Source organism: Streptomyces cynarae, assembly GCF_025642135.1.
GTDB lineage: Bacteria > Actinomycetota > Actinomycetes > Streptomycetales > Streptomycetaceae > Streptomyces > Streptomyces cynarae.
The window spans coordinates 2,494,282-2,506,808 of the sequence record NZ_CP106793.1 but is presented as its reverse complement, the minus strand read 5'-3'; the positions used below and the strand labels follow the sequence as shown (position 1 = coordinate 2,506,808).

Annotated in this window: 12 protein-coding genes and 1 pseudogene; 8 read left to right on the top strand and 5 right to left on the bottom strand. The window is 72.8% G+C overall.

The annotated features are described in order from the left end of the window. The first annotated feature begins 114 nt into the window (after positions 1-114). From N8I84_RS11755 to N8I84_RS11735, 5 genes are all read left to right on the top strand, one after another. Positions 115-1,341 carry an NAD(P)/FAD-dependent oxidoreductase gene (locus N8I84_RS11755; protein WP_263229469.1) on the top strand — a complete coding sequence of 409 codons (1,227 nt, stop codon included), beginning with the start codon at positions 115-117 and terminating at the stop codon, positions 1,339-1,341. Between the two features lie 80 nt (positions 1,342-1,421). After that, positions 1,422-1,787, top strand: coding sequence for an Rv2175c family DNA-binding protein (locus N8I84_RS11750; RefSeq protein WP_200416954.1), 366 nt, complete (start codon positions 1,422-1,424; stop codon positions 1,785-1,787). Positions 1,788-1,973: 186 nt separating this feature from the next. Then, positions 1,974-2,624, top strand: coding sequence for a thiamine phosphate synthase (thiE, locus tag N8I84_RS11745; RefSeq protein WP_263229468.1), 651 nt, complete (start codon positions 1,974-1,976; stop codon positions 2,622-2,624). Between the two features lie 119 nt (positions 2,625-2,743). Further along, a complete protein-coding gene (gene metF, locus N8I84_RS11740; protein WP_263229467.1) occupies positions 2,744-3,667 on the top strand; it encodes a methylenetetrahydrofolate reductase [NAD(P)H] in 924 nt (307 codons plus the stop codon). Positions 3,668-3,722: 55 nt separating this feature from the next. Continuing rightward, a complete protein-coding gene (locus N8I84_RS11735) occupies positions 3,723-4,658 on the top strand; it encodes an SCO2102 family sporulation regulator (RefSeq protein WP_263229466.1) in 936 nt (311 codons plus the stop codon). Between the two features lie 28 nt (positions 4,659-4,686). On the opposite strand, the pseudogene N8I84_RS43100 reads toward N8I84_RS11735, so the two are convergent. From N8I84_RS43100 to N8I84_RS11715, 5 genes and pseudogenes are all read right to left on the bottom strand, one after another. Beyond that, positions 4,687-4,974: pseudogene (locus N8I84_RS43100) on the bottom strand (NAD(P)/FAD-dependent oxidoreductase); the annotation flags it as partial. Between the two features lie 62 nt (positions 4,975-5,036). Continuing rightward, positions 5,037-6,179, bottom strand: coding sequence for a phytoene desaturase family protein (locus tag N8I84_RS11730; RefSeq protein WP_390898880.1), 1,143 nt, complete (start codon positions 6,177-6,179; stop codon positions 5,037-5,039). 455 nt (positions 6,180-6,634) lie between these two features. Beyond that, entirely contained in the window at positions 6,635-7,267 is a 633-nt protein-coding gene (locus N8I84_RS11725; protein ID WP_263229465.1) for a TetR/AcrR family transcriptional regulator, read from the bottom strand. A 44-nt stretch (positions 7,268-7,311) separates the two neighbouring features. Next, positions 7,312-9,396 carry a YhgE/Pip domain-containing protein gene (locus N8I84_RS11720; protein ID WP_263229464.1) on the bottom strand — a complete coding sequence of 695 codons (2,085 nt, stop codon included), beginning with the start codon at positions 9,394-9,396 and terminating at the stop codon, positions 7,312-7,314. Then, positions 9,368-10,168 carry an ATP-binding cassette domain-containing protein gene (locus tag N8I84_RS11715; protein ID WP_390899026.1) on the bottom strand — a complete coding sequence of 267 codons (801 nt, stop codon included), beginning with the start codon at positions 10,166-10,168 and terminating at the stop codon, positions 9,368-9,370. Before N8I84_RS11715 ends, N8I84_RS11720 begins: the two co-directional genes overlap by 29 nt. Positions 10,169-10,399: 231 nt before the next feature. Between N8I84_RS11715 and N8I84_RS11710 the strand changes: the two genes are divergently transcribed. From N8I84_RS11710 to N8I84_RS11700, 3 genes are all read left to right on the top strand, one after another. Then, positions 10,400-10,939 carry an SAV_6107 family HEPN domain-containing protein gene (locus N8I84_RS11710; protein WP_200416947.1) on the top strand — a complete coding sequence of 180 codons (540 nt, stop codon included), beginning with the start codon at positions 10,400-10,402 and terminating at the stop codon, positions 10,937-10,939. Between the two features lie 150 nt (positions 10,940-11,089). Beyond that, positions 11,090-11,860, top strand: a complete 771-nt coding sequence (locus N8I84_RS11705) for a methyltransferase (RefSeq protein WP_263229462.1) — start codon at positions 11,090-11,092, stop codon at positions 11,858-11,860. 277 nt (positions 11,861-12,137) lie between these two features. After that, positions 12,138-12,521: a DUF3040 domain-containing protein gene (locus N8I84_RS11700; RefSeq protein WP_263229461.1), complete on the top strand. Its 384-nt coding sequence runs from the start codon at positions 12,138-12,140 to the stop codon at positions 12,519-12,521. Positions 12,522-12,527 lie beyond the last annotated feature (6 nt).

Sequence of the window (12,527 nt, the reverse complement as noted above, 5' to 3'; positions counted from 1 at the left end):
CTAGCCCGCAGAGCGCCGCCCTCGTAAGACAGCCTCCACCCGGCCCAGGGCTGTGCAGGACGTCACTCAGCACGCCCCCTGACTGACAATTCGTCAGTTGTCTATGGTGATCAGGTGAGCGAGCAGACGCAGGCACGGGGCGGTACGGCACGGCGCGTCGTCGTCGTGGGCGCGGGCATGGCCGGGGTGCAGACCGCGGTCGCCCTGCGGGAACAGGGCTTCGCCGGCGGCGTGACGCTGATCGGCGCGGAGCCGCACCAGCCGTACGACAGGCCGCCGCTGTCCAAGGCGGTGCTGCTCGGCAAGGCCGAGGGCTCCGCCTTCGACGTCGACTTCGAGGCGCTGGACATCGAGCTGGAGCTGGGCCGCGAGGCGACCGCCCTGCGCCCGGAGGACCACGAGCTGGACACAGAGCGGGGCCCCGTCGCGTACGACGTCCTGGTCATCGCGACCGGGGCGGAACCGATCCGGCTGCCGGGCGCGGAGGGCGTCCCCGGGGTGCATCTGCTGCGCACGCTGGACGACGCCGAGCGGCTGCGGCCGGTGCTCGCCCGGCAGCACGACATCGTGGTCGTCGGCGCGGGCTGGATCGGCGCCGAGTTCGCCACCGCCGCGCGCGAGGCGGGCTGCGCGGTGACCGTGGTGGAGGCCGCGGACCGGCCGCTCGCCGGGGCACTGCCGGCGGAGGTGGCGGCGCCGATGACGGCCTGGTACGCGGACAGCGGGGCGGAGCTGCGCACGCACGCGCGCGTGGAGCGCATCGAGCCGGGCGCGGTGGTGCTGGACGACGGCTCCCGGGTGCCGGCCGGGGCGGTGGTGGTGGGCATCGGGGCCCGGCCCGCCACGGCCTGGCTGGGCGGGTCCGGGATCGAGCTGGGCGTGCACGGCGAGGTGCTGGCCGACGACCATCTGCGCACTTCGCTGCCGGACGTGTACGCGGTCGGTGACTGCGCGTCCTTCCCGTCGGGCCGCTACGAGGAGCGACTGCTCGTCCACCACTGGGACAACGCCCTCCAGGGGCCGCGCACGGTGGCCGCGAACATCATCGGTCAGACACCGGTGGCGTACGACCCGGTGCCGTACTTCTGGTCGGAGCAGTTCGGCCGGTTCGTCCAGTACGTGGGCCACCACGCGTCCGCCGACACGACGGTGTGGCGCGGCGACCCCGAGGGCGCGGCCTGGACGGTCTGCTGGCTTCGCGAGGGCCGCCTGGTGGCCCTGCTGGCCGTGGGCCGCCCCCGGGACCTGGCGCAGGGCCGTCGCCTGATCGAATCGGGCGCCCCCATGAACCCCGCGCTGCTGTCGGACCCGTCCCGCCCGCTGAAGGAGGCGACGGCGTAGGGCGCAACCACCCCCTCCGCCTAACCCCGCCGGAGGCGCTCAGCTTCCGACTGTCAGTCCGGGATGGCACGCTTGATCCCGTGACCGAGATTGACGCAAAGATCGATGCTCTCGTCCCCGCCTGGCTCACCCTGCCCGACATCGCCGAAGCCCTCGGCGTGGAGGTGACCCGGGTGCGGCAGCTGGTCAAGGAGGGCCAGCTCATCGCCGTTCGCCGAGGCGAGAACAAGGCGCTGCACGTCCCCGCCGCCTTCATCGACGGGGACAAGGTGGTCAAGGGCCTGTCCGGCACCCTGACCCTGCTGCGGGACGACGGCTTCACGGTCGAAGAGATGATCGAGTGGCTCTTCACCCCCGACCCGACCCTGCCCGGCACCCCCGCGCAGGCTCTCAGCGAGAATCGCGGCACGGAGGTGAAGCGCCGCGCGCAGGCGCTCGCCGTCTGATCGATCCGGCCTGATCGGACCGGACCCGATCGGACCCGACCCGATCGGACCGGTTCCGGCCTGATCAGGCCGGAACACAAGAACAACCGTCCGGCGTACGGGCCGCGGGCCGAGGGACACGCCCAGGCTCCGGCCGACCGCGCCCCGCCGCGGCCCGTACGCCACCGACAACGGGGGGACACCACCGTGCCCGAAACCGCCCGCACCGCCCGGCTCGCCGACGCCCGCGTCTATCTGTGCACGGACGCACGCAAGCGCCAGGGCGACCTCGCCGAGTTCCTCGACGCGGTCCTCGCCGGCGGCGTCGACATCGTGCAGCTGCGCGAGAAGGGCATGGAGGCCGCCGAGGAGCTGGAGCACCTCCAGGTCTTCGCCGAGGCCTGTGCCCGCCACGGCAAGCTCCTCGCGGTGAACGACCGCGCGGACGTCGCCCACGCCGCCCGCCCCGACGTCCTGCACCTCGGCCAGGGCGACCTCCCCGTCCCCGCGGCCCGCGCCATCCTCGGCGACGACATCCTCATAGGCCGCTCCACCCACTCCGAGGCGGAGGCCGAGGCCGCCGCCGTCCAGGAGGGTGTGGACTACTTCTGCACCGGCCCCTGCTGGCCCACCCCCACCAAGCCCGGCCGACCCGCCCCCGGCCTCGGCCTGGTGCGCCACACCGCCGCGCTCGGCACCGACCGCCCCTGGTTCGCCATCGGCGGCATAGACCTCGGCAATCTGGACCAGGTCCTCGAGGCCGGCGCCCGCCGCGTGGTGGTCGTCCGCGCGATCACGGAGGCGGACGACCCCGGCGCGGCGGCGGCAGAGTTCGCCAAGCGGCTGCGCGCCGCGTAGGAGCGCCGAAGGCCGGTCCTGCCCCCCGTGTTGTCCGATGGGTGGACAACAAGTCGACAATTCGGGCAAATCGCAGGCGTCCGGTTGGGGGACCGCCGCGCCCTGGCTAACCTGCGACTATGGCCCTCGGAACCGCATCCACGAGGACTGATCGCGCACGAACCGTGCGCGACATCCTCGCCACCGGCAAGACGACGTACTCGTTCGAGTTCTCGGCGCCGAAGACCCCCAAGGGCCAGCGGAACCTGTGGAGCGCACTCCGCAGGGTCGAGGCGGTCGCCCCCGACTTCGTGTCCGTCACGTACGGCGCCGGCGGTTCCACCCGTGCGGGCACGGTCAAGGAGACCGAGCAGATCGTCGCCGATACGACGCTCACCCCGGTCGCCCACCTCACCGCGGTCAACCACTCCGTCGCCGAGCTGCGCAACATCATCGGCCAGTACGCCGACGCCGGGATCCGCAACATGCTCGCGGTGCGCGGCGACCCGCCCGGCGACCCCATGGGCGAGTGGGTGCCGCACCCCAGAGGCCTGACCTACGCGGCCGAACTCGTCCGGCTCATCAAGGAGTCGGGCGACTTCTGCGTGGGCGTCGCCGCCTTCCCGGAGATGCACCCCCGCTCCAGCGACTGGGACACCGACGTCGCGCACTTCGTCGACAAGTGCCGGGCCGGCGCCGACTACGCGATCACGCAGATGTTCTTCCAGCCGGAGTCGTACCTGCGCCTGCGCGACCGGGTCGCCGCAGCCGGCTGCGACACCCCGGTCATCCCCGAGGTCATGCCCGTGACCAGCGTGCGGATGCTGGAGCGGCTGCCCCAGCTCAGCAACGCCGCCCTCCCCGACGGCCTTCAGGAGCGGATCCTCGCGGCGAAGGGCGATCCGGCGGCGGTACGCTCGATCGGCATCGACTTCGCCACGGAGTTCTGCGCGAGGCTGCTGGCCGAGGGGGTCCCCGGACTGCACTTCATTACACTCAACAACTCCACGGCGACGCTCGAGATCTACGAGAACCTGGGCCTGCACCACCCGCAGCGGGCCTAGACCGCCGCACCCGTATACGACACACTGCGTAGCGGCCACTGGGAGAGGGGCGTACATGGGCTGGACGGTCCTCTACATCGCGTTCGGCATCGTCGCACTGTGGCTGCTCGGTGAGGTGCTGCTGCAGTACAAGGCACGCCTGCGCTGGCGGCTGCTCGCGTTCGTCGGATTCCTCGGCGTCGTGTTCGGCGTGCTCATCCAATCCGTCGTGGTCATCGGCCTGGGCGCCGCAGCCTTCGCGGTCGGGCAGACCTACGTCACCCTGTCGTTCCGCCGCGGCTTCGCGGCCGGCTGGGCCGTCGGCAACCGCCCGCGCGAGGGCTCGGGCACCGGCAGCAAGCGCCGCCGGGCCGAGAAGGCCCGTCAGGAGGCGGCGGAGGACACCGACGTCGAGCCGACGGCCGCGACGACGACGATGCCCGCCGGAACGTACCGCCAGGACGACGCGTACGACGAGGAAGACCACGACGACGTCTTCTCCCGCCCGGGGGCCCCGCCCGCGGAGACCGCGGCCGAGGCCACCGCCGTCTACGAGCCGCAGCCCCTGCCCGAGGAGACCGGCTCCTACGGCATCTACGCGGATGCCACCTACGGCACCGCCGGACAGCCCCACGAGCAGCAGCCCCAGGAGCAGCAGGCCTACGCCTACGACGGCTACTCCGGATACGGCCAGCAGCAGCACTACGGCTACGAGGGCGGCCAGGAGCAGTACGGCGGGTACTCCGACCCGTACCAGGGCACGGGGACCTACGGTGGCGGCTCGTACGACACCACGTACGGCGGCCAGCAGCAGTACGGACAGCAGGCCTACGGTCAGGACCAGTACGCCACCGGTACCTACGGCGAGACCCCGCCCGGCGGTGTCTGGGTGCCCCAGCAGCGCACCACCGACGAAGCGCTCGGCGGCGAACTCCCGCCCGAACAGCCGTACCCCTACCAGGACAACGGCACCCCGCACGGCAACGGCTACGACGAGCGCTACCGCTTCTGACGTCCCGGAGCCGTGGGCCCCGGGACGGTCACTGAGAGCCCCGGAAGTCCGGCCCCTCCACGATGAGCCCCGCCACCAGGGCGCCCGACATGCCGGCGTGGGGGAGACCCCCACCGGGGTGGGACCAGCCGCCGACCGTGAACAGGCCCGGTGTACGGGTGCTGTTGGACGGCTGCAGCAGACGGCCCCCGGCCGCGGCGAGAGCCGGCGCCGGTACCGCGCCGCCGGGCGCTCCGGTGTCCTCGGCGATGTCGGCGGGCGTGCGCACCTCTCGCCACAGGACACGGTCGGCCAGGCCGGGTATCGCGCGCCCGGCGGCGGCGACGATCCGGTCCACGTCGGACTCGGAGACCTCCATCCCCTGGGGCACCGTGACCGTCAGCGTGACCGCCTCGTGCGCCGTGTCGGGCACCAGCGCGGGGTCGTCCGGGCGCAGCACGGCCACCGTCGCGGAGGGCGGAAGCCCGGCGGACTCCCCGAACAGCCGGTGCAGCTCGCCCTCGCGGTCGGCCGTGTGGACCACCGTCCGATGCGCGGCACCCTCCGGCCGGCCCCGCGCAGGGCCAGGAACACCGTCAGCCGGCCGGGCATCCCACGCTGCGGCGCGACCTCGTCGGCAGCGCGCGCCGCCGTCCCCGGCACCAGGCGGTCCAGGACGGCGGGCGCGACCCCGGCCACCACGTGGTCCGCCTCCGCCGCGACACCGTCGGCCAGCTCCACCCCCGTCGCGCGGCCGTCCTTCTCGACGATCCCGGTGACCTCGGCCCCGAAGACGAACTCCACCCGGCGGGCCAGGCACCGCTCGTACACGGCACGCGCCAACTCCCGCATCCCGCCCCGGACGTACCACATCCCGAAGGCGTGCTCCATGTACGGCAGCACCGCCGCACTCGCCGGCGTCGTCCGGGGATCCAGGCCCCAGGCCAGGGCGTGGCTCTCCAGCACCGCCACAAGGCGCGGATCGCGCAGCTCCCAGGCGCCGACCTCGGCGAGCGTGCCGGCCCGGCGTGTACGCAGCAGTCGCTTGTGCGGCACAGCCGGATACGGCTCCTTCTCCGCCAGCACCTGCCAGTCGGGCCACAGCGGCTCCTCCAGGAGCGGACGGCGCGTACGGTCCCAGGCCTCGCGCGCCCGCACCAGGAAGTCGCCCCAGCGCCCGCCCGCTCCCGCACCCAGCGCAGCGTCCAGCGCGGACACCACCCCTGCGCGCGAGGCGTTGGGCAGCGCCACCTCGGTGCCGTCCGCGAAGACGTGCCGTGACGACGGGTCCACCTGGACCAGCTCGACGCAGTCCTCCAGCGGCTCCTTGCCCGTCTTCACGAACAGGTCGCGGTAGACCGCGGGCAGCGGCAGCAGACCCGGGCCGGTGTCGAAGGAGAAGCCGTCGCGCGAGAAACGGCGCACCGCACCGCCGTACGTCTCCGTACGCTCGTACACCACCACCCGGTGGCCCGCGACGGCCAGCCGGGCGGCGGCCGCCATCGCGCCCATCCCGGCGCCGATCACCGCAATCCGTGCCATGCCTGCGACCTTATCGGCCGCCGCCGACAATCCGGCCGCGGGCCTGTGACCGGCGCTTTCCGTGCATCCGTGCCGGGGGTGAGCGCTCAGGGTCTGAGTATCCGTACCTAGTCGGAGAGATGAGTAGCTGCGCGGATGGGGTCAGGCCCGCGCGGACGAGAGAGTGGAGGCACGGAAAGGGGCACGGCTCCGGCACCGCCGACACGGGGCGGCGGAACGGTGCCCGCCCTCGACCGCTCCTTCCGCCGGCACTTCTCCGGCGGAAGCGAGGCAGGGGGAGACCCGGGGGAAGGACCCAACGGGGGTACGGGGGTCACGGGGGCACGACGGAGTGCCGGTTCGAGGGGGCACGCCAAGGGCGCGGCCACCACGAACCGGCGCTTTCGTCTTGCCGGGCGCCACCGGCCATCCGAGGACCTGACAGCCGTCCGAGGACCTGACGCCGTCCGGGCGCCCTACCGGCCGCCGCTCACGCGTCCCTGGATCAGCCGCGACAGCGCCGCGTGGACGTCGTCCAGGGAGCGCTCCGGCTGGAACGACTGCCAGTCCAGCGCCGCCACCAGCACCATGCCGACCAGTGCCGCGGCCGTCAGCGGGACGTCGATCTCGTCGCTGAACTCGCCGCTTTCCACACCTGCGCGCAGCACGTCCTCGATGGCCGCGACGACCTGCCGCCGGACCACCATGAGCGTGGACTGCCAGGCCCGGTTGGTGCGCCACAGCTCGGCCACGTACAGCTGGGTGAAGGACGGGTAGCGGGCGATGAAGGCCAGCCCGGCGCGGATCATGGCGTCCAGCGCGTCCACCTTGGTACCGCCCGCCCGGTCGCTCTGCTCGGCCGCGTCCCTGAGGGAGGCGGTCAGGAGCCCCACACCGTGCCGCAGCAACTCCTCGAAGAGGACGGACTTGCTCGCGAAGTTGTAGTAGACCGTGCCCTTCGCGACCCCGGCCCGCTCGGCGATCTCGTCGACGGTGGTCGCGGAGAAGCCCTGCTCCGCGATCAGGGTGACGGCCGCCTCGTAGAGCTTCTGCCGGGTCGCCTCGCGGCGGCTCGAGCCGCCCGACGTAGCGGCGCTGCTGCGTTCCATGGCCCTGATTCTCACAGGAACGTCCCGGTGGGATGGCCCGGACCTCACAGGTTCAGCTCCGGGTGCAGTCGGTCGAGCGTCCACACCTGCCTGCGCCGGGCCGACAGGGCGGTCAGCGCGAGGGCGCCCGCGGTGAACGCCGTGAGCACGGCGCACGCCTGCCACACGGGACCGAGGCCGCCGCCCGTGATGAGCCTCCGCAGCGCTTCGACGACGTAACTCATCGGCAGGAAGGGGTGGATGGCGTTGAAGAAGCCCGGGGAGGTCTGCACGGGGTAGGTACCGCCCGCGGACGTCAGCTGGAGCATCAGCAGGGCGAGGACGAGGATCCGGCCCGCCGCCCCGAAGCGCGCGTTCAGCCACTGGACGAGCGCCGCGAAGCACGCCGCCACCAGGAACAGGAACCCGATCGTCCCCGCCGCGCGCGTCATCTCCAGGCCGATCGCCCAGTGCAGCACGGCCATCAGGGCGGCCGTCTGCAGCACGCCCACGGCGGCCACCGGCAGCCAGCCCGCCAGCGCGATCCGCCAGGCGGAGGCGCCCGCCGCGAGCGCGCGCCGGTTCATCGGCGGTATCAGCATGTACGCCACCATCGCGCCCACCCACAGGGACAGCGGGATGAAGTACGGAGCGAAACCGGTGCCGTAGTTGGGCGCGTGGTGCAGGTCCCGGGAGGCGAGTTGCACCGGGTCCGCCATGACCTGGGTGCGCCGGTCGCGGTCCTGCTTGTCGTAGTCGGGGATCTTGCCCGCCCCGTCGTGGAGCCCGTCGGCGAGCTTCCCGGAGCCGTCGGCGAGCTTGTACATGCCGCCGTTCAGGTCGATCGCGCCCGTCTCCAGCTTGCCGATGCCCGCGTCCAGGTCGGCCGCCCCGGTCCGGGCGGCGCCAAGGCCGGTGTGCAGGGTCCGGGCGCCCTTGGCGACCTCGGCGGCGCCCTTGTTGAGCGCGTCCACCTTGGAGACCGCGTCGTCGAGGTCGCCGGACAGGTGCGGTGCCGCCTTGGCCAGCGCCCGGGCCTGCTGCTGGAGGGTCTTCAGGTCCTGCCGCATGGCGGTCATGTCGCCGTGGTAGTCCTGCACCACGGTGTTCACGTCCTCGGCGAGCCGTGCCGCGTCCGCGGCGGCGTCCTTCGCCTTCTTCAGGTCCGCGCACGCGGGGTCGGACAGGACCTGGTTCACACAGCGCCTCTCGTACACCGCGTCCAGCGTCTCGGACGCTTCACGCGTGCCCTTCTCGGCGACGGGGGCCGTGGTGACGAAGGCGTCGAGGTGCTCGCTGATGACGCCCGACGAGTCGGCCACCAGGGTCGCGGTGTCGGCGATCTGCCGTCCGTCCTTCTTCAGGAAGGGCCGCACCTGGTCGGCCGCGCCGTGCACCCGGTCGGCGAGCGCCTGGGTGCCGTCCGCGACCTGCTGGGCGCCGTCCTGGAGGGCGCCCGCGCCCCGGTCGAGCTTCGTCAGGCCGCTCGACAGCTTTGCGCTGCCGCTCTTGGCCTCCTGCAAGCCGTCGGCCAGGTCCTTTGAGCCTTTCTCCGCCTTGCCGATCCCGCCCGTGAGCTGGTCGGCGCCGTCGGCGGCTTTGACGGTGGCCCCGTGGATGTCCGAGAACGAGATGAAGATCCGGTCGAGGAACGACCGCGACGTCTTGGTGGATGCGGCAGCGCGCACCTCGGCGAACACCGTCTTGGAGATCTGCCCGACGATGTAGTTGTTGGCGTCGTTCGTCCGTACCTGAAGGGCGCCCGTCTCGGGGGAGCTTCCGGAGCTGGAGGCGATCTTGGCGCTGAAGTCGGACGGCATGGTCAGCGACAAGTAGTAGGTGCCGTCCTCGACGCCCTTCCTGGCTTCGGCGGCGCCCACCCGGTGCCACTCGAAGGTGTCGCTCTTGAGCAGGCCCTTGACGAGGTCGTCGCCCGCGGTGAGCCTCCGGCCGGCGACGGTCGTGCCCTTGTCGTCGTCGACGAGCGCCACGGGGATGCGGTCCAGCCTCCCGTACGGGTCCCAGAACGACCACAGGTACAGGGCGCCGTACAGCAGCGGCAGCAGCAGGAGCGCCACCAGCGCCGCACGCGGCAGCTTTCCCCTGCCGAACCGCCTGAGTTCAAGCGCGGCCAGTCTCGGCGAGCGCATCCGCCGTCTCCTTGTCGTCGTCGCCTTCTACGGTCGGCTCGTCGGGGGTGGTCTCCTCGCGCGCGTGCCGCGCGCCGGGTGCCGTCGACACCACGACGGCGTCCTCGGGGGCCTCGGTGCACACCGCGAGGACGGTCGTCCCGTCCTCGGTCAGCGACCTCAACAGGTCCCAGGCTTCCGCCCGTTCGGCGGGGGACAGCTTCAGGTCGGCGTCGTCGACGGCGAGCAGGCGGGGCCGGCCGATCAGGGCCAGCGCCACGGACAGCCGCAGGGCCTCGAGGCGCTCCAGGTCGCGTACGGCGGTCCGGCGGCCCTTGGGCAGCTGTTCCGGGTCGAGTCCGGCGGCGGCGAGGGCGGTGTCGATACGACGTTCCGCCTCGGCCGCCCGATCACTCCTGGGGCGCAGCGCCGCCCGCAGGGAGTCCGCGAACCTGCTTTCCAGCAGGGCGCGTTCGCGCAGATGCTCGCCGACGGTCAGGGCCGGGTCGAGGTCGGTGACGCCGGGCACGTGCGCGAGATCGCTGATCCCGCGCACGGCGGACATCTCCTTGGGCAGCCGGTGCCCGCCGACCGCGGCCCGTCCCTCGCTCGGCCTCATCCGCCCGGTGAGCGCGAGCAGCAGACAGGTCCGGCCGGAGCCCGAGGGGCCCTCGACGGCGATGAGCGAGCCGGGCTCCGCCTCGAGGCCGACGCCCCGGAAGGCCCAGCCGCGCGGTCCCTTCAGGCCGAAGCCGGCGGCACTGACGGCGACCCCGGCCGCCGTCTCCTGCATGTCCATGTCCCCCCTCGTTCCCCTGGGTGGGGCACCCAGTCCCGGGGTCCGGTCACAGGACCCCGGGAACCCCGGGCTTTTGAACTGACTGGTCAGTGCAAAAACTACCCCGAACCTCTGAGCGAAGCAAAAGAGCAGGTCAGAACGGATTGTCAGTGCCATACCCCACGATGGGCACATACGGCAGCCCGTATCAGGGCGTGCCGTCACACAGACGACAGGAGGTTCGTCATGGCCAGTCACCACGCAGCCGCCGCACGCCGGCGCCGCGCCACCGGCCCTGCCCCCTCACTGACCGGCCCTGCGAGCGACGTGCACCCCGTGCTGCGCCGGGCCACGGCCCCGCCTGCCGCGCTCGACCTGCTGGCCCAGGCCCGCGCCGCACTGGAGGAGGCCACCCTCCTCGAAACGCCGAACGAGCGGTACGCGACGGCCCACCTGGCGGCCCTGCGCACCGCCGCCGCCGTGCTCGCCGCACGCGGGCGCCCGGAGCCGACCGCGCGGCGCCGCGCGAAGATCCGCAGCGCCTGGGAAGTGCTCCCCGAGATCGCGCCCGAACTCACCGAGTGGAGCGCGCTGTTCGCCTCCGGCGCCGCCCGTCGCGCCCGCGCCGAGGCCGGCATCCGCGGTGCGGCCGGCACCCGGGACGCGGACGACCTGATACGGGACGTGGCGATGTTCCTGCGCCTGGTCGAGCGGATGCTGGTGCTCCAGCCGGTTCTTCCGCAGCCGAGACAGGAGGCGGAGCGGGAGATGCCGGACGCGGGGTGAGGATCCGGGTGGGATGAGGGGTCCGGCGCGGGGGCCGGAGGCAATAGGGTGGAGGCGCCTGAAGTCCTTCGCCCCTGGTGACAGGGGTCGGAAGGCCGTCCGATCGCTCCGCCGAACACCAGGCGGTGCCGCGCCGAGGAGTCAACTGCCGTGTCGGACCCCACTCGCCCCCGCGCGTCTCTCCGTACCGCCGTGGTCTGGGAGGTCCTCAAGGACGCCCTCGACCGCCGGGTCAAGGCCACGGGGCGGGACGTGCTGGACGTCCTCGACACCGGTGGCGGCAGCGGCAACTTCGCCGTGCCCCTCGCCCGCCTCGGCCACCGCGTCACCGTCGTCGACCCCAGCCCGAACGCGCTGTTCGCGCTGGAGCGCCGGGCCGCCGAGGCCGGTGTCGCCGACCGGGTGCAGGGCGTGCAGGGCGACGCGCACGGCCTGTTCGACGTGGTCGAGCGCGGCGGCTACGACGTGGTGCTGTGCCACGGTGTCCTGGAGTACGTCGACGACCCCGCCGAGGGCGTCCGCAACGCCGTCGCGGCCCTGCGCCCCGACGGTGTCCTCAGCCTGCTGGCCGCGGGCCTCGGCGGTGCCGTGCTCGCGCGGGCCCTCGCCGGGCACTTCAAGGAGGCCGGCCAGGCGCTGCAGGACCCGAACGGCCGCTGGGGCGAGGGCGACCCCGTACCGCACCGCTTCACCGCGCAGCAGCTCACCGCGCTCGTCGAGGACGCCGGCCTGAGCGTGGGCGCGGTGCACGGTGTGCGGGTCTTCGCGGACCTGGTGCCCGGGGTGCTGGTGGACACCGAGCCGGGCGCGCTGGAGGCGCTGCTCAAGTTGGAGGCCGCGGCGGCCGAGTCTCCGGCGTTCCACTCGGTGGCGACGCAGCTGCACGTGCTGGGTGAGACCAGGGGGGCCGCCGAGTCCTGAGCGGCCTGTTCGTGGCGCCCCGCTGATCAGCGGCTTGGCGGCGGATGGAGTACGCCACAGGCCCCCCGATCGGGCGGTCCGCGCCGTATGATCGAGGGAGACCGACCGGCATGACGGGTCGGCCGCTGGGGAATGAAGATCTCAGTGAGCCGGGACGGGCATGGCGGATTCCGGTTGGCCAATTGGCGTAGAGGGGCGGGTTTCAAGGGGGCGATTCCCTGCCTATCCTGAAGGGGACCCCCGGTCGCCCCGGCGACTGCACGATGAGGAGGACTCCGTGCCGCTCTCGGAGCACGAGCAGCGCATGCTCGAGCAGATGGAGCGAGCGCTGTACGCCGAAGATCCCAAGTTCGCGTCGGCGCTTGAGGGAAGCGGGCTGCGTACGTACACCCGGCGGCGGGTCTACCAGGCGGTCGCGGGCTTCCTCGTGGGTATCGCGCTCCTCATGGCCGGAATGGTCGCGAAGCAGATCTGGATCAGCGTGGTGGGATTCCTCGTCATGCTGGGCTGTGCGGTGCTCGTGGTGACCGGTTGGCGCAAGGTTCCCAAGCCGGGTGAGCAGGGAGCGCCGGGCGTCCGCCGACAGGTGCGTCAGCGACGCTCCGTGATGGACCGCATCGAACAACGCTGGCAGCGCCGACGGGACGAACAGGGCCAGTAGCCGCAG